The 20,252-nt window shown below is 62.4% G+C and carries 24 protein-coding genes; 11 read left to right on the top strand and 13 right to left on the bottom strand.

The genetic code is table 11. The features are described from left to right. Positions 1-17: 17 nt before the first annotated feature. Positions 18-1,328, bottom strand: a complete 1,311-nt coding sequence (locus tag RBH20_RS04030) for a phosphoribosylamine--glycine ligase (protein WP_306705751.1) — start codon at positions 1,326-1,328, stop codon at positions 18-20. A 177-nt stretch (positions 1,329-1,505) separates the two neighbouring features. Here RBH20_RS04030 and RBH20_RS04035 point away from each other — a divergent pair, with 177 nt between their 5' ends. Further along, positions 1,506-1,778: a hypothetical protein gene (locus RBH20_RS04035; protein WP_306705752.1), complete on the top strand. Its 273-nt coding sequence runs from the start codon at positions 1,506-1,508 to the stop codon at positions 1,776-1,778. A 78-nt stretch (positions 1,779-1,856) separates the two neighbouring features. Here RBH20_RS04035 and RBH20_RS04040 read toward each other — a convergent pair whose 3' ends face one another. Beyond that, complete coding sequence (locus RBH20_RS04040) at positions 1,857-2,684, bottom strand: hypothetical protein (RefSeq protein ID WP_306705753.1); 828 nt, start codon at positions 2,682-2,684, stop codon at positions 1,857-1,859. Positions 2,685-2,989: 305 nt separating this feature from the next. On the opposite strand from RBH20_RS04040, the gene RBH20_RS04045 reads away from it, so the two are divergent. Further along, positions 2,990-3,769: a winged helix-turn-helix domain-containing protein gene (locus tag RBH20_RS04045; protein WP_306707466.1), complete on the top strand. Its 780-nt coding sequence runs from the start codon at positions 2,990-2,992 to the stop codon at positions 3,767-3,769. Here the strand turns inward: RBH20_RS04045 and RBH20_RS04050 are convergent. The 7 genes from RBH20_RS04050 to crtD form a co-directional block, all read right to left on the bottom strand. Continuing rightward, positions 3,766-4,089 (bottom strand): transcription factor S, encoded by a 324-nt coding sequence (locus tag RBH20_RS04050; protein WP_306705755.1) that lies wholly within the window; start codon positions 4,087-4,089, stop codon positions 3,766-3,768. The two genes, RBH20_RS04045 and RBH20_RS04050, sit on opposite strands and share 4 nt — an antisense overlap. 32 nt (positions 4,090-4,121) lie before the next feature. Beyond that, a complete protein-coding gene (locus tag RBH20_RS04055; protein ID WP_306705757.1) occupies positions 4,122-4,757 on the bottom strand; it encodes a hypothetical protein in 636 nt (211 codons plus the stop codon). After that, positions 4,750-5,622, bottom strand: coding sequence for a hypothetical protein (locus tag RBH20_RS04060; RefSeq protein ID WP_306705759.1), 873 nt, complete (start codon positions 5,620-5,622; stop codon positions 4,750-4,752). Before RBH20_RS04060 ends, RBH20_RS04055 begins: the two co-directional genes overlap by 8 nt. Before the next feature lie 133 nt (positions 5,623-5,755). Further along, entirely contained in the window at positions 5,756-6,592 is an 837-nt protein-coding gene (locus RBH20_RS04065; RefSeq protein ID WP_306705761.1) for an HTR-like protein, read from the bottom strand. Positions 6,593-6,673: 81 nt separating this feature from the next. Then, positions 6,674-7,555, bottom strand: a complete 882-nt coding sequence (cruF, locus tag RBH20_RS04070; RefSeq protein ID WP_306705763.1) for a bisanhydrobacterioruberin hydratase — start codon at positions 7,553-7,555, stop codon at positions 6,674-6,676. Continuing rightward, positions 7,548-8,432 (bottom strand): prenyltransferase, encoded by an 885-nt coding sequence (locus RBH20_RS04075; RefSeq protein WP_306705765.1) that lies wholly within the window; start codon positions 8,430-8,432, stop codon positions 7,548-7,550. The genes cruF and RBH20_RS04075 overlap by 8 nt, the downstream gene beginning before the upstream one ends. 3 nt (positions 8,433-8,435) lie before the next feature. Further along, a complete protein-coding gene (gene crtD / locus RBH20_RS04080; RefSeq protein ID WP_306705767.1) occupies positions 8,436-9,923 on the bottom strand; it encodes a carotenoid 3,4-desaturase in 1,488 nt (495 codons plus the stop codon). Positions 9,924-10,057: 134 nt separating this feature from the next. Here crtD and RBH20_RS04085 point away from each other — a divergent pair, with 134 nt between their 5' ends. Beyond that, positions 10,058-11,233 (top strand): Xaa-Pro peptidase family protein, encoded by a 1,176-nt coding sequence (locus RBH20_RS04085; protein ID WP_306705769.1) that lies wholly within the window; start codon positions 10,058-10,060, stop codon positions 11,231-11,233. 10 nt (positions 11,234-11,243) lie between these two features. On the opposite strand, the gene RBH20_RS04090 is transcribed toward RBH20_RS04085, so the two are convergent. Next, positions 11,244-11,393: a DUF1272 domain-containing protein gene (locus tag RBH20_RS04090; protein ID WP_306705771.1), complete on the bottom strand. Its 150-nt coding sequence runs from the start codon at positions 11,391-11,393 to the stop codon at positions 11,244-11,246. A gap of 206 nt (positions 11,394-11,599) precedes the next feature. Here RBH20_RS04090 and RBH20_RS04095 point away from each other — a divergent pair, with 206 nt between their 5' ends. Both RBH20_RS04095 and RBH20_RS04100 read left to right on the top strand, forming a co-directional pair. Beyond that, complete coding sequence (locus RBH20_RS04095) at positions 11,600-11,770, top strand: hypothetical protein (RefSeq protein ID WP_306705772.1); 171 nt, start codon at positions 11,600-11,602, stop codon at positions 11,768-11,770. Positions 11,771-11,814: 44 nt separating this feature from the next. Further along, positions 11,815-12,024, top strand: a complete 210-nt coding sequence (locus tag RBH20_RS04100; protein WP_004593281.1) for a ribbon-helix-helix domain-containing protein — start codon at positions 11,815-11,817, stop codon at positions 12,022-12,024. A gap of 8 nt (positions 12,025-12,032) precedes the next feature. Here the strand turns inward: RBH20_RS04100 and RBH20_RS04105 are convergent, their stop codons facing one another. Continuing rightward, complete coding sequence (locus RBH20_RS04105) at positions 12,033-12,443, bottom strand: hypothetical protein (RefSeq protein WP_306705779.1); 411 nt, start codon at positions 12,441-12,443, stop codon at positions 12,033-12,035. A gap of 47 nt (positions 12,444-12,490) precedes the next feature. Next, on the bottom strand, positions 12,491-13,171 hold the full coding sequence (locus tag RBH20_RS04110; RefSeq protein WP_306705780.1) for a hypothetical protein: 681 nt from the start codon (positions 13,169-13,171) through the stop codon (positions 12,491-12,493). A 121-nt stretch (positions 13,172-13,292) separates the two neighbouring features. On the opposite strand from RBH20_RS04110, the gene RBH20_RS04115 reads away from it, so the two are divergent. After that, positions 13,293-13,979 carry a VOC family protein gene (locus tag RBH20_RS04115; RefSeq protein ID WP_306705782.1) on the top strand — a complete coding sequence of 229 codons (687 nt, stop codon included), beginning with the start codon at positions 13,293-13,295 and terminating at the stop codon, positions 13,977-13,979. 553 nt (positions 13,980-14,532) lie between these two features. Here RBH20_RS04115 and RBH20_RS04120 read toward each other — a convergent pair. Further along, on the bottom strand, positions 14,533-14,835 hold the full coding sequence (locus tag RBH20_RS04120) for a DUF5779 family protein (RefSeq protein WP_306705784.1): 303 nt from the start codon (positions 14,833-14,835) through the stop codon (positions 14,533-14,535). A gap of 134 nt (positions 14,836-14,969) precedes the next feature. Between RBH20_RS04120 and RBH20_RS04125 the strand changes: the two genes are divergently transcribed. The 5 genes from RBH20_RS04125 (at position 14,970) to RBH20_RS04145 (ending at position 20,205) form a co-directional block, all read left to right on the top strand. Beyond that, positions 14,970-16,214 (top strand): LeuA family protein, encoded by a 1,245-nt coding sequence (locus RBH20_RS04125; protein ID WP_306705786.1) that lies wholly within the window; start codon positions 14,970-14,972, stop codon positions 16,212-16,214. A gap of 345 nt (positions 16,215-16,559) precedes the next feature. Then, positions 16,560-18,314 (top strand): biosynthetic-type acetolactate synthase large subunit, encoded by a 1,755-nt coding sequence (gene ilvB, locus RBH20_RS04130; RefSeq protein WP_306705787.1) that lies wholly within the window; start codon positions 16,560-16,562, stop codon positions 18,312-18,314. A 14-nt stretch (positions 18,315-18,328) separates the two neighbouring features. Beyond that, positions 18,329-18,916, top strand: a complete 588-nt coding sequence (gene ilvN / locus RBH20_RS04135; RefSeq protein ID WP_191449676.1) for an acetolactate synthase small subunit — start codon at positions 18,329-18,331, stop codon at positions 18,914-18,916. Further along, entirely contained in the window at positions 18,909-19,940 is a 1,032-nt protein-coding gene (gene ilvC, locus RBH20_RS04140; RefSeq protein WP_306705788.1) for a ketol-acid reductoisomerase, read from the top strand. The genes ilvN and ilvC overlap by 8 nt, the downstream gene beginning before the upstream one ends. Further along, positions 19,933-20,205 (top strand): hypothetical protein, encoded by a 273-nt coding sequence (locus tag RBH20_RS04145; protein WP_306705790.1) that lies wholly within the window; start codon positions 19,933-19,935, stop codon positions 20,203-20,205. The genes ilvC and RBH20_RS04145 overlap by 8 nt, the downstream gene beginning before the upstream one ends. The last annotated feature ends 47 nt before the right edge of the window (positions 20,206-20,252 follow it).

Consider the following 20,252-nt stretch of genomic DNA (forward strand, 5'->3'; position numbering starts at 1 on the left):
ATGCACGCAATCTGTCCTTACAGAGCCGGGCCGAGATAGCCCCACGCCTGCAGTCTGTCCCCGTCACCGTCGATCCAGCGCTCACCGATGTCGTCGCGGTAATAGCGGTTCGGGATGAGGATGTCGTCGATGCGGTCGTAAGCCTGCTCTCGCGCCGCCTGCATCGTCTCGCCTTTGCCCGTGACGACCAGCGGCATCCCGCTCTCGCCGGCGACCCGCCACTGCCAATCGACCCGCTTTGCGTCCTCGATGTGGACGCCCTCGCGGCTGTCTGACTCGAAGACGACCGCCGCGTTGCGGGAGTTCTCATCGTATGTGTCCTCGTCGTCAAACGGGAACGGCGGGAGGACGACCCGAACCGCGACCTGATACCCGCGATGGACCGCCAACTCCGGGTCGCGCCCGTTTGCCAGGTCGAGGAAGAACTGGCCCGTCTCTGATTCGAACGACTCCTCCTGAAGCGTTATCGTTGGATAGCCAAAACGCGGCGTGAACTCAAGCGGGTAGATACCGCTGTCGTTGACGATGCAGTTGATGTCGATGCTGCCGACGTACCCCTCGTCGGCGAGCCAGCCTTCCACCTTGCCGAGTGTCTCCTCAAACAGTTCGTTCCGGCCGGCCCAGAACATTGAGGTTCCCATCTCACCGGTCGAGGGACCGATGTTGCCCGGGAATAGCTTCTTGTGCTCGAAGTTGAAGTTGATCGGTTCGACGAATGATTCGCCGTTGAAGAACCCGCAGACGGCGATTTCGACGCCCTCGACCTTCCGCTGCAACTGGAAGCCCTTCATCCGATGGCCCCAGGCCTTCTTGTACGCTCGAAGTACGTCGACGATATCGCTCCCGTCGTCCTCGTTCCCGACGTAGAGCAGTCGTTTGACGTTCTGGACTTCCCCCAGGGGTTTGATCACGTACGGTGCGGGGTTCTCCTGTACGTGTTGGATACCGGCGTCGAAGTCCTCGAAGACGTGATGCTCGATAGTGTTGACACCGTGGTCTTCGAGGATCTCCATCGCGTAGCCGCGGTCTTCTTCGAGCGTGTCCGTGTTGGGTGTCCCGCCAACGACGGCGTGGCCTTCGGCCCGGAGTTCCTGTGCAATCTCGCCGGTACCGATATCGCTGCCCACCCAGATATCGTCGAAAATCACGACATCAGCCCAGTCGAGGTCCCCCCGCCAGTCGTCGGTTTTCGGGACGAACCCATCGGCGATCTCCTGATCGCTGTCGGCCTCGATGTAATAGCGAACGTCGTGTCCCTCCTCGGTGACCTGCCAGGCAATGTCGCCGATGAGTGCTGCGTCCAGCGAACAGAAGAGGAAGTTTGCCATGGTACGTCTGCAAGCGGGTGCAGGGTAAACGTTGCCGTCCTGCCAATCGCAGCCATTGCTATCGCGATGGTCGGACACAGGACTGTTATGCCGGCCTGTTGGATACCCGCTGTTTGTTTAAATGAACCCACATCGGGAAGCCGAACCGTTTTAGTCCCTATCTGTAAATTGCCACGTATGACACGCGACGAACTCGCGTCCGCGAGTGAACTGCTCGAATCGGCGGCCGAAGACACTGACAGTGACGCGGCGAGCGAACGCCTTGCCGAACTCGCTGACCAGCTCGACAGTCTCGCGACTGACGAACACGGCCCGGACCACGGTCGACTCGCCCGCATCCAGTCGGCACTCAACGACCTCAGTAGCGGTGACGCAGAAGACGCGGCTGGCGCCATCGAAGACGCCGACGACGAGATTAACGAGTACCGGTCCAACCTCGAAGGGGTTTGAGGCGGCGCTTCTGCGCCAGTAGATGGCTGTCCGGTGATTTTCTGCGAGGCAACGTTGGTTTTCGAACGCGATAGAGCGCTACGACTCGGTTGCGGTTTCCTCGTCGACCGGCTTGATTCGGTGTGTTGCGTCGTTGTGATCTTCCGCGGCTCGTAGTCGGTAGATGACTTCACGTGGCTCTGTATCGTCAACGTACGGTGTTTTACCGTCGCGTGTGATGACCGCTGTCTCTCCCGGCTTCAGTTCCCCATCAAACCGACCGACGGGCGCGTAGGCGACGCGCGGCCCGGTTCGGTTGAGTGCAATGACGTACCGGCCAGCGGTGTCGCCCGTGTTTGTGACCGTTATCTCAAGTGTTGGCTTGGCGGGCTCAGTGACGCGCTCCGGCCCGTCAAGGGTAACATCGAATGACGGCAACGGGGCGTTGAGTCTGTCTCGAACAGCCTCCGGTGGCGTCCACTTCCCGCCGGGCCAGGACAGTTGGGCGTCGCTGACTGAGCCGGTTTCCGAGAGGGCAAAGACCAGTGGCCCACCGGTCTCGGTGAACTGTCGGCCCCACTCTCCGTCACGATACAGGCCGTTCCTGAACGTCTCGGGGCTGTACGTCGCCCCATCGAATCTGAGCGAGAACGCGGCACGGTCGACTTCCGAGCCCCGGATAGCCGCTGTCAGCACGAGGAACTGGCCGTCAGCTGACTGAACAGTGATCGAGTCGGTGCCGGGAACCACAACCCCGGGCATCACCGCAGCGTCGGTAATCGTCACCGCGGGCGGCGGTCCGGTGTCGGTTTCACTGACGGCCGGTGACGGAACGGGTGTCATCGTTTCGGTGTCAGCAGTCTCACCCTGACATCCCGCACCGGTGATAGCCAGTCCGCAGAGTGCCAGAACACGACGGCGGTACATGGATCTGCGTTACCCTGCCCTGGGTAAATGCTTTCAGAACGCTTGGGTTCAGTTTTGACTGACCGTTTCCAGTTTGGCCCAGAATAGACCTGTCTCCTTGACTGGGGAAGTCTGTGACGCTGCGAAGGCAGGTGATGTCAGATTAAATAACATCTTAATTAATGTTTGTGGCTAACCAAAAGCTTTTGACAATTCCGTTGGTTTCAGTCAACTGTATATCAGGTTGGGGGATTGGGTGGCGGTCCCTTCCCTACGTGGTGATATCAATGAGCAAATCAACGAACGGCCGAACGGCCCCCAAGTCGATGCGACACAAGCAAATACTCGACGTAGCGGCCGAGAACCCTGAGGCGTCCATCGCAGAGCTTGCGGCCGAAGTACCGAGCGCGACAGCGGAACTGGTCGAGCGGGTCCTCGAAGAACACGGCGACCCAGCTGAGACCGACGAGACGGACGCGCCTGACGAGTCACCGGGTGAACCGTCGGCGGAGTCACAGTCGTACCCGGCCCCCGAGGATCTCTCGTCGACAGAACGCGAGACGCTCCGGTCGATTCAGCAACACCCCACCGCGTCCCAGCGGGACCTCGCTGAGAAGCTCGGTGTCACGGCTTCGACTGTAAGCAACCGCGTCAACGGCATTGACGGGTTTGACTGGTCGAACCGCAAGACGTTCGCAAACGCTGTGTTCAGCGACCAGGGGACGGGGTCGCTGACCCCCTCCAATGAGACCGAAACGCCGGCATCCGAAAGCGAACCATCGGAGTCAACAGACACTCCGGAAGATGCCGACGGGCAAATGTCAGAATCAGCTGCCGCGTCCGGCCGGAGCGACTCTTTGGTCGCGGAGGTGGAGTCCGCGGCCGGCGAGGTGAACACCACGCTGACGACGTTCCAGTCGACTGTCGAAGACCTCTCCACACAGCTGGCCGAGCTCGAAGGCCAGGTCGAAACCGTCACCGACGGCGGCGGCTCGCCACAGCCGTTTCAGGACCCGGAGCTCGTCCACAAGGTCGTCCACGCGTGTATGGACTCCGACAAAATATCTGAGGATGAAGAACTCCGGATTCTGGATTCGCTACTCTAGTTGTACTCTCGCCACCGGTGGCCACAGTCCTGGCACTTGAAGAACCGCGTCGGCGGTTCATCGGCTGACCCGGTCTGTTTGATCGTGTACCACGCTTTGCCGTGTCCGCATTCCTCACAGGTCACGTCGTCGGCCGTCGGCTTCCCCTCGAAGTTCGAGCCTTCTTCGGTCTCTATCAGTTCGTCGTCGCTCTGTTCGTCCGTGCTGACGAACGCTGCCGCGCGGTCCTGATCTTTCGCGACCCGCGCGCCACAGGACTGACAGACCATCTCGTCACCATCAGCGTGCATCATCGAACCACAGTCGTCGCAGAACTGCATACACGCTCGTCGGACACCAAAACAAAAAGCCGTTACTGCTCGTCCTCGATTTCGTGTTGCTCGGCGACGATCGGACAGTCCAGCAGCCGGACCGTCTCCATGTCGAGGAACTCCATGATTTCGGTCCCCTCGTTCGTACAGTGTGCATTCGGCGGCGCGGAGAAGTGTTCACACTGCTCGCAGTAGCGGTGTTTCGACACCTCCGCGTAGCGGCTCTCTGTGGTGGTCTCGCTGTCATCGTCTGCAGCGATTTCCGCCCACACCTTGTCCGCGTCGATGTGGTCGACATCGACCCGCTCGAACGCGCTCTCGCCGCTCCCGAAAGGGTCCTCGCCCCGCTCGTCCATCCCCGAGAAAGGGTCGTCCGGGTCGGGCGGCGATCCAGAGCGTGGACTGTCTGAGTCGGCCGCCGAATCCGAACGGAACTCTTCCGTGTCGACGGCCGAGAGCAGGTCATCATCATCGGTCGCATCGGGGCCCGTCTCGGACACATCGTTGGCCGGTGTGTCACTCGGTTCGATGTCGGTCCAGCCATCGTCGGGTGGCTGGCGTGCGTCTGTCGAGCCGTCCGCGTCATCAGGCCCCCCATCGAGGCGCTCGAACGGGTCGCCTTCGCGGTCGTCGCCGGAATCGAGTTCTTCGAAGGGGTCTCGTTCGTCGTCACTCATGGGTCTCGCCCGGTTCAAGCTGTGCTGCGGCCACCAGCCGCGCCTTCGAGCGGATAATGCCGCCCTCGGGCCGCACGTCCGACACCGTCGTGTTGCAGTGTGGACACTGGGGTTCGGTCAGGAGCCCAATCTCGACCTGCTCGTCACAGTTCGAACACCGCGCCGTCGAGATGTTCTCCTGTGCCGCAGCGCGTTTCAGCCGGTCGACCGCTTTCTGATTCTGGTCCCGGCCGCCCTGATTGTCGCGGAGGTCGCTGACGACCCAGGCGACGCGGGTGAGTTTGTCTTCGACATCGTCGAGACGCGCGTCGATGTCGACGACTCGCTCGTCCTCCGTTTCGAGCGAGTCGGTCAGGTCACCTCGAAGCCCGGCGAGTTCCGTCTCCATTGCGTCAATCTCCTGTGAGAGTGCATCGATGCGGTCGAACTCCTCGTGGCTGTGGTCGGCCGGCGCTTTCGCGTCAGCCTCCCGTTTGACCTGCACGACGCGCTCGCGAACGTCGTCGATTTTCGTCTGGAAGTCCGATTCAAGCGCGTCGAACCGATCGGCAAGCTGGCGTTCCACCGTGTCGACGATATCGGGGACATGGGAACTCACGGCGCTCTTGGTCGCCGCTTCGACTGAGCCGTTCAACTTTTCGTCCACGGTTGCGGCGACGACGGCATCCAGTTCGTCCGACGACGGCTGAATGTGGTCGCCCATTTCGCCGTCCGAATCGGCTGTTGTCATGTATGCGGCCAGCAGTTGCTCCATGACGGCGTCGCGGGGCACACCGAGTGTCTCGGCCTGCTCGGTCAGCCACTCATCTAGATCTGCAGATAGCTCGACGTACACTCCCCCGTCATCAGTCGACTCGGAGGACATTACGACACCTTTGACGAACAAGACTGATAAGGGTTTACCGCCGATTTCAGATACCGAGAGTGGAAGCGACCACTCAGCACCGTTCTCATTGTTCTCTGTCGACAGATTCTGCAAGTTGTCCCGCCGACTATCGTTATCGAATCTTGCGCACGTCGCTGATGTCGAAGCCGGCATCGCCCAGTTCAGTTTCGAACTGAACGATGTCCTCGTCCTCGATCTGTGAGAGGACGCCGCGGAACTGCTGGACAACAAGGGTTCGGGCGCGAGTGGAGCCGCCGGATTCCCACGCGAACTCCATCGTGCCGTGGGAGGCGTCAACGAGCTGCCCGTGTCGTACAGTCGACAGCGTCTCGGGATTGATGTGCAAGAGGAGCAGACAGCCCCACTGATGGGCCGCCTTCTGAAGCCCCTGAACAAGTGAACTGATGTCCGACCACTCGATTTCCTCACCCATGGCGCTGACAAGATCCGATAGCGAGTCGATGATGACGAGGTTGTTCGCCGCCACCTCGTTCAGCACCATGCCGAGCGTCCCGAGCAGGTCCTCCCGCTCGTGCCGTGCCCGGAGGTCGGTGATCGATGCGGTTTCGCTGGCGTACCATTCCCGTGGCACTGGACTGATGTGGAAATATCGCTCCGAGAGGTCGTGGAACTCGACCGCCCGGCTCCCCTTGTCGACCACATCATCGTCCATCGCCAGCCGCATCTCGCTGACCAGTTGCGATTCGCTTGTGGTAAACGAAATGTAGTGGATCTCGTCCGGGGCGACAGCGTCGGCCGAGCGGTCGCCGTAGTAGAGGTCGTGCAGTTCCGTGTCCACCTGTTCGAGCCCGTTGATGAGTGCGCTCGTATGCATGAACTCCCGGGAGCCAGCGCCGGCCTCGCCGGAGAGCAGGACGACGCTCCCGGCGGGTGCTCCACCGTTGATGATGGAGTCGAGCTGGCGGATTCCAAACGGGATTCGGTCCATACGTGCACCTACCTACGCGGTTGCTTAAACGCTTGGCCTGTCTCGGTGGTCGTGACAGGCGGGCAACAGCAAGCCACGAGGTCACCGCCAGACAGCACGGCCGAGCCGGGTTTCCGAGAGGTCGAAGTCGAAGCGATCCGTCCAGAGAAGGCCACCCCCCAGCAACGCGGCCAGGCCGACAGGCATCCAGTTCGCGTAAAAGAGGTTGATACCGCCCCACAGCAAGACGAAGCTCACCAGGTCATCGAGCATGAACGGGCAGTCCCGGAGTCGCTGGCGGAGCCCTGCACGGTCGAACCCGAAGTCGAACAGGAGGACGGCGACTGATCCCGAGAGGAGCCAACCGGCGTAGTTCTGCCACGGGACGCCGTAGAACTGCGGCATCTCGTAGATCCAGAAGCCGATGGCCACAGCACCCGGATCAAGCACGAGATCGACGAGCATGACCGTCGCCAGCGTCGCCAGCAGCCGAACCGCGGTTGACGCTGCCCTGTTGCCGAGCAACAGCAGGACGAGCAGGTAGGCGTTCAGGACCAGCGGGAAGAAAAACACCGGGAGCCCGAACGGTACCTCGCCAAGCAGCATCGGGCCGAGGTCGACACCGTAGATGAACTCGCCGTAGGGCCAGCCGGTCTGGACGCCGACGAGTTCGATGCCGTACGAGTAGAGTGTCAGCGCGACCAGCGCCAGCCCGGCCCGGCGGTCTACGAGCGGGAAGACGCCGGCGGCCAGCGGAAGCCGCATCACGAACGTCCCGAACAGGACGAAGTAGGGATTGAACGCGAGCGGGTCCGGCAGGAGCCCCTCGGCACTCGCGAGCAAGGTCACCGCGCCGACGAGCGGAAAGACGACAGCGATGGTAAACCGGTTCTCGGTGACGAACTGATCGAACTGCGCGGTCGCGTCGGTCTTTGTTTCCGGGAGTGTCCAGCCCGCCAGCGTTCGGTCTTCGCCGCTACCCATACAGCATCACCCACAGCGCGATGAGTGTGAAAACCATTCCGACGACGGTGTTAATCGCGGGATACCACCAGTACGCCTCGTCGATGTCGACGCCGATGCCGAGAATCCCGAAGACGAGGCCGGGATAGACGAGCAGTATCAGGCCGAACACCCAGTGCGTGTAGGTGAACACGAACGCGGCCGTGAGCCAGCACATCACGCAGTAATAGTAGGTGTTTGACTCGCCCAAGAACGTCGCCGTGGTCTGGATGCCTGCCTCGCGGTCGGGTTCGATATCGGGAATCGCCGAGAAGGTATGCATCCCCATCGCCCAGAGCCACGCGCCGGCGACCGCTGTCGCTGGCGGGGCCACTCCTTCGATAGCGGCGTAGCCGATGACGCCGGGCAGGATGTACAGCCCGTTCGAAATGGAGTCCAGAAACGGCGTCGTCTTGAACCGGAGTGGCGGTGCCGAGTACTCCACTGAGAGCGCAACCCAGGCGAGCAGGGCCACGACGCCGAGCGTTGGCAGTCCGAGGGTGAACAGTAACGCGAGCACGCCGCTGGCGACGACGATGGCTGTGATAGCGCTGTCCCCGCGGTAGCTGACCTCCCGGCCCTCGTCTTTCTTGGGATTGTGCTCGTCGATGTCGGCGTCGAAAATGTCGTTGACGCCGTAGAGGAACACGTTCCCAGGGATGGTGAAGTACAGAAACAGCGCGATAGCCAGCGGCGAGAACAGTTCTCCCGGGCCGTCGGCCGCGTAGCTAACGCCGACGATGACCGGGCCGCCGAGGTAGAGCCAGAATCGCGGGCGGGAGAGCCGTAACAGGTAGCCTACAAGCGTCTCCTCCGGCGGAATGACGGCGGTAATGCGGTCGGTCGGGAGTTCGGGCATTACTCAGGCGATATCCTCAATGAGTGCCTCCGCGGTGTGTTCGCCGCTGATGAGACACATCGGCACGCCGATGCCGGGCGTCGTGAACGACCCCGTGAAGTAGAGCCCGTCGACGGCCGACGAGCGGTTGTTGGGCCGCAACAGGGCTGTCTGGCGGAGCGTGTGTGCCAGACCGAGGGCCGTGCCCTCCGTGGCGTTGTACCGCTCGCCGAAGTCGGAGACGGCGAATTGCTTCTCGTAGACGATGCGGTCGCGCAGGTCCACCCCGGTGTTGTCGGCGATATCTCCCAGAACCTTCTCGCGGTACTCCTCGCGGATCTCGTCCCCATCGTGCAGGCCCGGCGCGATAGGGACCAGAACGAACAGATTCGAATGCCCGTCGGGGGCGACGGTGTCGTCAGTCTTCGAGGGTACACAGAGGTAGTACGCCGGGTCGTCGGGCCACGCGGGCTCGTCAAAGATATCGTCGAAGTGCGGGTCCCAGTCCGTCGGCAGGACAAGGGTGTGATGCTCCAGCGGTTCCACGTCGCCCTCGACGCCCATGTACATGAGGAAGGCAGACGGTGCGTACGTCTTGTCATCCCAGTACTCGTCGTCGTACTGGCGTTCGTGGTCAGGGAGGAGTTCCCGTTCGGCGTGGCCGTAGTCGGCGTTGACCACCACTTCGTCGGGGTGGGTCGTGTCGCCGTGGACTGTCTCGACGAGGAATCCATCCTTCCGCCGGGAAATCTCCTCGACCTCGGCATCGGTCTCGTAGGTGACGCCGAGTTCTTCGCCGAGTTCGACGAGGCCGTCGACGACCGCGCCGACGCCACCGTCAGGGTAGTAGACGCCGAGGTTGAAATCGACGTGGCTCATCATATTATACAGGGCTGGCGTCGTCCGGGGCGAGCCACCGAGAAACACCAGCGTGTACTGCATGATTTGCTGGAGCTTCGGGTGCTCGAAGTAATCTTCAACGTGGCTCTGCATCGTGCCGATGAGCTGGAGGCCAACCGGCGCGGCAGTCATGACGTCAAGGTCGACCCAGTCGCGCAGCTCCGAGCGGTCCTCGTAGACGAACTTGTTCATGGCCGTCTCGTAGTGGCGTTCGCTGGTCGACAGATATTCTTCGAACGCCTCGCCCGCGCCGGGTTCGTACTCCTCAAATTTCTGGGCCATCTCGTCGTTGTCGCCGGTCACGTCGATCTGGTCGCCGTCCTTGAAGAAGATGCGGTAGTGCGGGTCGAGCCGCTGGAGGTCGTAGTAGTCGCGGGGCTCCTTCCCGAAGTACGCGAAGAACCGCTCGAACACGTCGGGCATCAGGTACCACGACGGACCCATGTCGAACCGGAACCCATCCACCTCCAGCCGGGACGCACGGCCCCCAAGTTGCTCGTTTTTCTCCAGTAAGGAAACGTTCGCATCTGCGTCCGCCAGGTAGCACGCAGCGGAGAGCCCACCGATGCCGCCACCGACGACAGTCACGTCTTCACCGGACAAGTCACTCATTACTAGTATTGAGGGGCTGGAACGTCAATAAATGAGCGGCCAAACTGCATCGGTATGGCATTCGTGGTCATATACCGGGCCATCGAGCGGCTCAGTGGGAGACGTATATGGGGATGGGGAACAGACTGACACGTATGGAGCCTGATCTCTCAGCACTGGACGCATATCTCGATGACGCCGGCGTCGACGGCTACCTCCTTGACGCAGATTCCGAGGTGTCAGATCAGTACTATCTCTCGGGTTTCGACGCGCCTGACCCGTTCATCACGCTATACGACGGTGACACACATCTCCTCTTCCCACGGAGTCTAGAATTCGGCCGCGCAAAGCGTGAGTCACGGGCCGAGACCGTCGAACGCTACGTCGACTTCGATCACCAGAACAAAGTCGAGGAGTACGGCCCGGACGAGGCGGTCTCGCACGTCCTCGCGGACTTCCTTGCGGCCTATGATGTCGACAGTGTGGCCGTCCCGCCGCGGTTCCCGCTACGGACGGCAGACGGCCTGCGTGCACGCGGCGTGGACGTGTCGGCCGACACCGACGGCATCGTCACGGAGATCCGAGCGACCAAGACCGAACCGGAAGTCGACCATATCCGGACGGCCCAGCGGGCCAACGAGGCGTCGATGGAAGCTGCTGAGTCACTGCTCGAAGCGTCGACGATTGCTGCCGACGATACGCTCGAAGTCGACGGCGAGACGCTGACAAGCGAGCGAGTGAAAGAAGAAATCGAGGTGACGCTGCTCCGGCACGGCTGCTCGCTGGACGAGACTATCGTCGCCTGTGGCGCGGACGCCGCGGACCCCCACGACCGCGGGAGCGGGCCACTCGTCGCCCACGAGCCGATTATCATCGACATTTTCCCCCAGGATAAGGCGACGAAGTACCACGCCGACATGACGCGAACGTTCGTGAAAGGCGAGCCCAGCGAGACGGTGCGCGAGTGGTACGACCTGACAGAACGCGCGATGGAAGCCGCGTTCGACGCCCTGGAACCCGGCGCGACTGGCGCGGACGTACACGACGCCGTCTGTGATGTGTACGAGGACGCCGGCGAACCGACGCTGCGTGACGACGACCGAACGGAGACGGGGTTCATCCACAGCACAGGCCACGGCGTCGGGCTGGACGTCCACGAGCTTCCACGGCTGGCACCGAACGGCGGTGAACTCGAACCGGGGCACATCGTCACTATCGAACCAGGCCTCTATGACCCCGATGTCGGCGGGGTCAGAATCGAGGACATCGCCGTCGTCACTGCCGACGGCTACGAGAACCTGACCGAGTACGAGATCCAGTTCGTCGTCTGATCCGGTCGCTTCAGAGCTGTTCCATCTGGCCGCCACAGGACGGACAGGCTGCTTTGGCGTCCTCTGTCTGAGTCCCACAGAGCGTACACTCATACCGCATTCCAGTCGAGTCGCTGTCATCGGTGCCGAACAGACCCGAGAGTCGTGGTAGCAGTTTCATTTTGGCCACCGTTCCAAGCTATGATTGCTTTTGTCAAGGCACTTGTTACCAAATGTCAGTAATTTCCGCGCCTTCATCATGAACATTTATTATGGATGGGTCGAAAGGTGGTGGTACTTGATGCTTGTATCCGATGTACGCCCCGCACGCGACCTCCACACTGCACTGCCCACAAAACACAGACGCCGGCCGACACGACCCCCAGGATGACAACACGAATCACGACCCCCCGAAACGAGGACTCGTACCCGACAACTACGCTGCCCTTCGACGACGCGGACGACCAGTCTCGATCCCGCCGCGCACCGAAGATGTTCTCGCCGACCAATCACGCCACGATGGGCCAGTTCGACACTGAGGCCACGGACCCGCGCTGAACTGGGACACAACGCATATCCCGCAGGCAGACCTCCGTGCCGATATGGCTGATTACACCACGGTATCGATTCCGAAGGACCTTGCGGAGCGCGTCGAAGAGACCATCGAAGGGACGAGTTTCTCCAGTACGTCCGACCTCGTTCGGTTCCTGCTCCGGAGTATCGTCGTTGAACACCAGCGGGAAGGAGAACTGACTGAAGCGCAGTTCCAGGATATCACCGACCAGTTGCGGGACCTGGGCTACCTGGAGTAGTTGGGACGCTACTGCGGATACTTCTCGGGCGGCTCAATGTCGAGAACAGTGACCTCCTGCGCTTGCCCGGATCTGTCGAAGGCCTCGAAGGCATCGATATCCCACGGCGGGATGCCGACGAAGACCACTTCGTGCAGGTCATCAGTCTTGCTAACACCCATGTATCCGTCAGGATGTGAGACGAACCGGCCCTGCGTCTGGCCGGCCGGCGTTCCCAGATCGACGCCGAACACTGCCTTCACCGAGGCCCCCGCTGAAGGGAGATAAAAGTCAGTAAACACCGGCGTTTCGTCCGGCAGGTCTGCGTCAGGAAGCTCTCCAGCAGGCGTGACGGCCAGCGAAATTGTCACGTCGTCAGGTTCGGCCTCGCTGGCGAGCCGTAACAGCGTCTCGACGAGTCCGCGTGTGACGTAGACCACGCTATGCTTTCGCACGGCCCGGGTAAAACGGCGTCGTTTGACCCACCTCAGCCGAGCACGAGCGACTTGAGGTTCTTCGCGTACAGCCCCGGCGTCCGGCCGCGGGACCCGCGAAGCGCGTAGGCGATGGCCTCAGCGGCGTCTTCCATCACGCCCTCGCCGTGCCCGACCAAGACTCGCTCGGGGTCAAGCCGCGTGAGCTTCTTCGGCGGGAACAGGCGCAACATCGGGTGGACCCCAAGACGCTCATCGCCGGCGAGGAAGTAGTCCGCCGCCCCGACCGCCTCGGGGACGACTAGCGTGTCGTCCTCGTCGCCATACAGTGCGGCCTCTTGCCAGAACGTGTTGTCGATAATCTTGTGGACACCGTAGTCTGTGTCCGGCAGCTGTCGGCGCATACGTTCGACCGGTGCGTCGATATCTTCTTCGACACCCGACATCCAGTCAGGGATATACACAGGCACGTCGTGGCGGTTTGCAACGGCGGCGCTATCGCGTTTGTGCCGGTCTAACAGGATGACAACGCCGGCCACCTCGCCGAACTCCGCGAACAGGTCGTCGATACCGTCGATGTCTATCGGGTCGGCGACGAACACGCCGGCATCCGTCTTGAGAACGTGACTCGCCCGGACCATCATCTCGTCGGGATAGGGTATGTAGCTCACGCCGCGCTCCCAGCGGTTCGTCTCCATCCAGCCTGCGGTTTCGTCCTGAGTGTTGGTTGGCATACGCCTCTGTACGAGCCTGACGCGAATAAATGGTTGAGAACGGGAAACACGCGAGCTGGGATTGTTTTGCCTGTGAAACAGCCTCCACAGCGGCTTTGTCGGTGGCGGTCGAAGCGCCGATATGCTCTCATCGCCCGCGTGGCTCACGCTAGAGGTGAAGTATCCCGACCGTGCGACGGCGTTTTACGAGGCCTTTCTGGAACTCGACGTCGTTTCAGAGACGCCAGACGAGGCCGTGCTCGCGGCTGGCGACACCGAACTCAGGCTCCGCGCGCCGGGAACAGTTCCACGCGGCGGGCTCCACACACATTACGCGCTCACGATTCCCGAGCGGGAGTACGACGACTGGTACGACCGGCTGGACGAGCGCTTCGATCTGGTCGAACACTCCTTCGGGGACGCGCGCTCGCTGTACTTCTACGATCCGCAGGGCAACTGCGTCGAACTTGGCGAGCGGGCGGTCGACGGCACTGGCGTCACGGGCCTGTTCGAACTCGTCCTCGAAGTCGAGGACCTGTCCGCGGCAGTGGAGTTCTACACCACGCTGGGGTTCGAACTGGTCGACGACGGCCGCGACGAAGGCCGGGTCAGGCTGTCGACCGGCGACCTCGATCTGGAACTGTGGTCACCGCGGCTCGGCATCGCTGACGCCCGCGGCGGCGCCCACGTCGACTTCGGCGTCGTCGCCGAAGACCCAAAATCGACGGCCAGGGAGGTCGCTGACGACGCGCTCGCAGTCACGTCAGTTGACGAGGGCGTCCGAATCAGGGACCGGGACGGCCACTACCTGACGCTGGTGTCTGCGTAGCCGGTTACCGATGTCAGTGTGGCTGGCCAACGGTATCGGGGGATACACTCGCTGGACGTGCATATAATGACTTCCCCCTGTGCTAGTAGCCGTATAGGCCCCTCATAGGCAGGTTCTTTTCGTGTCGAGAGCCACATTCTGCTTGAGGATGTCCCCGACTGACTCCCGGACTGAACGCGATGTCCCCGCGAAGGTGACGCTGTTCTGTCCGGACTGTGGGCACCGGAGCAGGTACGACGGTGACTGGGTCACGGTCGAACGGCGTGGTAGCATACACTACCGCTGCCCGGAATGCCACACCCAAATCACGACTCGACCGCGCCACACTGACAGTGGTTTGCCCCGGTCCCAGTTCTTCGACACCTACTGGCAAGCGTGGAACCATGGTGTTCGTGTGTGGCACGGACTGTTGCAGCGACTGCTCTCGCCGTAAGCGGTCGTGCCAGCTGTTATAACGTCGACCACAATCGCTACACCCGCGGTCTCGCTGGCTATCCCATAGAAGCCCATCACTCATGCAGGACCGCTCGGTTGAGACAGCCTGTTCTGCCACTCAACCCAGCCGCTCAGAGTCGATGCTGACACCCGGCGGCGTCACAATCAGGAACCCACGGAAGTGCATCAGTTCGCCGCCGGCCTCCCGGACCGGTCGGGCGAACCCGGCGGCGAGTTCGTTCAGGTCGCCCTCGACGTTGAGAACCAGTACCGACCCGTTCTCGATGGTATCGATCCACTGTTCGGGCGACTCCGATCCGTCGAGGACGCCGAGCACGACGCGGTTGCTGCCGGCCCCGTCACGGTCCTCATCCATCTGGTCCTCGACGGCCTGCAGGTCAAGCCCCTCGAAATCACTCATAGACACACACACGCGCGGATGGAGCAAAAATCCTCCCCAAGCCGTCTGACGCGCGGCAGTCACGCTGGCTGCGATACCGGGCCAGTGTCGTGTGCCATGTGCACGTGCCACCGTCTTATGAACAAGTATAAATAGTGGAAGCATCCAGTTACGGGTGCTTATGTCCAACAACGAGGGCACGTCGGAATCTCCGGCGGATCGAGTTCTTCCAGGGCACACTGGATTCCACGTCTGAGATTACAGACGCACGGATTTTCGACACCACGCTGCGCGATGGTGAGCAGTCACCACGTACGTCGTTCAACTACGAGGACAAACGCGAGATAGCCGCGCTGCTCGACGAGATGGGCACCCACGTCATCGAGGCCGGGTTCCCCGTCAACTCTGACGCGGAGTTCGAAGCAGTGCGCGACATCGCCGAGTCCACGCGAGTGACGACCTGCGGACTGGCGCGTGTGGTCGAGAAAGACATCGAGGCGGCCTTGGATTCCGGTGTGGACATGGTCCACACCTTCGTCTCGACGTCGGACGTACAGTTGCAAGATTCCATGCACGCGACCCGTCAGGAGGCGCTCGACACCGCTGTCGACTGTGTCGAGATGATCAAAGATGCGGGCGTCGAATGCATGTTCTCGCCGATGGATGCGACTCGGACTGACGAGGACTTCCTCGTCGAAGTCATCGAGGCCACGTCCGCGGCGGGGGCGGACTGGATCAACATTCCGGACACGTGTGGGGTCGCCACGCCGCGGCGGTTCTACGACCTCATCGAGATCGTCGACGACTGCACCGACGCCTACATCGACGTGCACACGCACGATGACTTCGGGCTGGCGTCGGCCAACGCCATCTCCGGCTTCGAGGCCGGGGCCAGCCAGGCGCAGGTGTCGGTCAACGGCATCGGCGAACGCGCTGGCAACGCGGCCTACGAAGAGGTCGTGATGGCGTTGGAGTCGCTCTACGACGTCGACACCGGAATCGACACCACCCGCATCACGGAGCTATCGCGGATCGTCGAGGAGAAGTCCGACATCGGGGTACCGGCGAACAAGCCTGTCGTCGGGCGCAACGCCTTCTCCCACGAGAGCGGCATCCACGCCGCCGGTGTCATCGAGAACTCCGACACGTTCGAGCCGGGCGTCATGACTCCCGAGATGGTCGGGGCCACGCGCGAGCTCGTGCTCGGCAAGCACACCGGGGCCCACTCGGTTCGGGAACGGCTCGTCGACGCCGGATACAACCCGAGCGAGGCGGAGGTCCGCGAAGTGACTCGCCGCGTCAAGGAGTACGGCGCGGAGGAGCAGGTCACCATGTCGGTGCTTGAACGGTTCGCCGAGGAAATCGGCGTGACCGAGGAAAGCGAGGAGGTCCGGGCGTAGGCCAATGACCTCGCTTCCGGCCGTCACTACGAGTGAGCAGCCACCGGTGAGTACCCGGTTTCGAGTAGCTGTCCGCCAACAACTATCACAGAACGTTTATTATTCGGGACGAACTGCATCCGGATGTGATGACCGCGGCTGCTGGGCGTCAGGTTCGAACCCCCGCCAGCACCGTGACCGCTATTCTCGGCGTGCGTATTGTAGGGGCACTATAGCCCCTCTCTTTACCTTTTCACCCCCGGCCGAATCGATTCGTCATACCACCACAGAGTCATCAGTCATGCACGCAGCACACACATCACCGCGGTATCGACCCCGAACACGAACAGATGGAGGGATGACACGATGAGCGAACGCGCATCCGTCCCCAAGGAAGAAGAAACGGAGCCAGAAACCGAACAGGAACCGGTCACAACGGGCGCGCAGTCGGTCATCCGCGCGCTTGAAAACGCCGGGACCGACTACGTCTTCGGCGTTCAGGGCGGCGCGATCATGCCCGTCTACGACGCGCTGTACGACTCCGACATCAACCACGTCACGATGGCCCACGAACAGGGGGCCTCACACGCGGCGGACGCGTACGGCGTCGTCACCGGCGACCCCGGCGTCTGTTTCGCCACGTCCGGCCCCGGCGCGACGAACCTCGTGACCGGCATCGCCGACGCTAACATGGACTCGGACCCGGTCATCGCGCTGACCGGCCAGGTCCCGACGGAGTTCGTCGGCAACGACGCGTTCCAGGAGACGGACACGGTCGGCATCACCCAGCCGATCACGAAGGAAAGCTACTTTGCCGCTGACTCAGACACTGTTGGCGACAACGTCAGCGAAGCGTTCGCGCTCGCTGACGCCGGCCGGCAGGGACCGACGCTGGTCGACCTGCCGAAGGACGTGACCCAGGGCGACACCGAGGTCGAACCCGGCTCCCCCGAGACGCCGGAGACCTACGACGTGCCCGAGGAAGCAGACGACGAAAACGTCCAGGAAGCCGCGGACGCGCTGGCCGAAGCCGAGCGCCCAGTCATCCTCTCGGGTGGCGGCGTCATCAAGGCAGACGCATCGAGTGCGCTCCGTGAGTTCGCAAAGGAGTACGAGATTCCGGTCATCACGACGATGCCCGGCATCGGGAGCTTCCCCGAGGACCACGAACTCTCGCTTGAGTGGGCCGGGATGCACGGCACCGGCTACGCCAACATGGCGATTAGCAACACCGACTGCATGCTGGCTATCGGGACGCGCTTCGACGACCGCCTGACCGGCGGCGTCGACTCATTTGCCCCTGACGCGGAGGTCATCCACGTCGACATCGACCCGGCCGAAATCAGCAAGAACGTCTACGCTGACTACCCGCTCATCGGGGACGCTCGGGAAGTGCTCCGGCAGCTGTTCGACGCGATGCCGCGTTCGCCGGACGCCGACGAGTGGCGCGACCAGTGCCAGACCTGGAAAGACGAGTATCCGATGGACTACGACACGCCCGACGACGAGCCGCTGAAGCCGCAGTACGTCGTCGAGAAGTTCTCGGAGATGACGCCGGACGACACCATCGTCTGTACCGGCGTTGGCCAGCACCAGATGTGGGCCTCCCAGTTCTGGGAGTACACCGAGCCCCGGACGTGGGTGTCGTCCCACGGCCTCGGGACGATGGGGTACGGCGTGCCCGCCGCCATCGGCGCGAAACTCGCCGCGCCGGACCAGGAAGTCGTCTGCTTCGACGGCGACGGCTCGTTCCTGATGACCGTCCAGGGGCTGTCAGTCGCGGTCCGTGAGCAACTGGACATCACCTACGTCGTCCTGAACAACGAGGCGGTCGGGATGGTCCGCCAGTGGCAGGACGGCTTCTACGAGGGTCGCCGGATGGCCTCCGAGTACCCGTGGATCCCGCAGTTCGACAAGCTCGCCGAGGCCTTCGGCGCACGCGGGTTCACGCTCGAATCCTACGACAACGTCGAGGAGACGATACAGGAAGCACGCGAGTACGACGGCCCCAGCGTCATCGACGCCCACATCGACCCCGGGGAGAACGTCTTCCCGATGGTCCCCAGCGGCGGTGACAACGGTCAGTTCGCGCTCAACGAAGACCATCTGGACATGATCTAACAATGACTGGAGGAATGCCAGGCCCCGCGCCGGACGAACGGATGCGCCCAAAGGGCCGACGCAACACGCAGGGAATCCGCGTCGACCCCGAGGCCGAAGTGACACACGAACCGCGACAGGCGGTGCTGTCCGCGCTGGTCAAACACCGACCGGGCGTGTTGTCGGAGGTGTCGGCGCTGTTCAGCCGACGGCAGTTCAACATCGAAAGTCTGACCGTCGGGCCGACAGTCGACGACGACACAGCCCGGATGACGATCCTCATCGAGGAGCCGGAACCGGGGATCGATCAGGCGAAAAAGCAACTTCGGAAGCTCGTGCCCGTCGTCTCGGTCAGGGAACTCGAAGGCGAGGCCGTCCGTCGGGAGCTCGCGCTGGTGAAAGTCAGCGGCGAGAAGCCCGACGACGTCAACGCGGTCGCCGATATGTACAACGGGCAGGCCGTGGATGCGTCTACCGATTCGGTTACTGTCGAGATTACGGGCAGCAAGCAGAAGATCGACGCCGCCATCGAGGCGTTCAAGCAGTTCGATGTGCAGGAAATTGTGCGAACCGGGGCCGCCGCACTGGAACGCGGCCCGAAAACACTAGAGAAAGATGTCTGACGGACTTACCACAACAGTCTACTACGACGAGGACGCTGACGTATCGACCATCGATGACGAGACCGTAGCCGTGCTGGGCTACGGGTCGCAGGGCCATGCCCACGCACTGAATCTTCACGAGTCCGGCGTCGACGTAATCGTCGGCCTCCGCGAGGACTCTTCGTCGTGGGCCGACGCCGAGGACGCGGGTCTCCGTGTCGAGACGCCAGACGTGGCCGCCGGCGAGGCAGACCGCGTCGTGATGCTCGTCCCCGACACGATTCAGCCGGCCGTTTACGAGGCTATCGAGGACGAACTGGACGCCGGCGACACGCTCCAGTTCGCCCACGGCTTCAACATCCATTACGGCCAGATCGAGCCGCCGGAAGATGTCGACGTGACGATGGTCGCGCCGAAGTCGCCCGGCCACCTCGTGCGCCGGACTTACGAGCGCGGCGAGGGGACACCCGGCCTCATCGCGGTGTATCAGGACGCGACCGGCAACGCCAAGCAGGAGTCGCTGGCCTACGCGAAGGGCATCGGCTGCACCCGCGCCGGCGTCATCGAGACCTCCTTCCAGGAAGAGGTCGAGACGGACCTCTTCGGCGAGCAGGCCGTCCTCTGTGGCGGCGTCACCGAGATGGTCAAAGCCGGCTTCGAGACGCTGGTCGACGCCGGCTACGCGCCGGAGATGGCCTACTTCGAGTGCCTGAACGAACTCAAGCTCATTGTCGACCTGATGTACGAGGGTGGCCACATGGGCATGTGGAACTCCGTCTCCGACACGGCCGAGTACGGCGGCCTGACCCGCGGTGAGGAGGTCATCGATCGCGAGGGCATGGAGAAAATCCTCGAAGAGGTCCAGAACGGCGAGTTCGCTCGCGAGTGGATCAACGAAAACCAGGCCAACCGGCCCGCCTACAAGCAGTATCGCGACGCCGAACAGAACCACCAGATCGAAGCCGTCGGCGAGAACCTGCGTGAACTGTTCGCGTGGGGCGAGGACGCCGACGCAGAGAAGACAGAAGCTCCAGCAGATGACTAACGAACGCACAGATTCGACGGACGGCGAACAGAACGACTCACGCACAACGATGGGGCGCATCCAGCACACGCACCCCGAAACGAACGGAACCTTCGGCGCGGTGTTCCGCCGCGGCCCAGTTGTGGCCGCTGATGGCGGCGAACGCGACGCAGAGGAGGGGGAGGAGACTGACGAGAAGATGGAAGACATCGACCACGAAGCACCCGACGAGGGTGTCACTCGCGCATACGAGCGCGGAACGGAAGGACGGGACGAGACAACATGAGTACCGATAGACATTCCTGCTCGCTGCGCTGCGCGGGCTGTGACTAT

Source organism: Haloarcula sp. H-GB4 (assembly GCF_030848575.1).
Lineage (GTDB): Archaea > Halobacteriota > Halobacteria > Halobacteriales > Haloarculaceae > Haloarcula.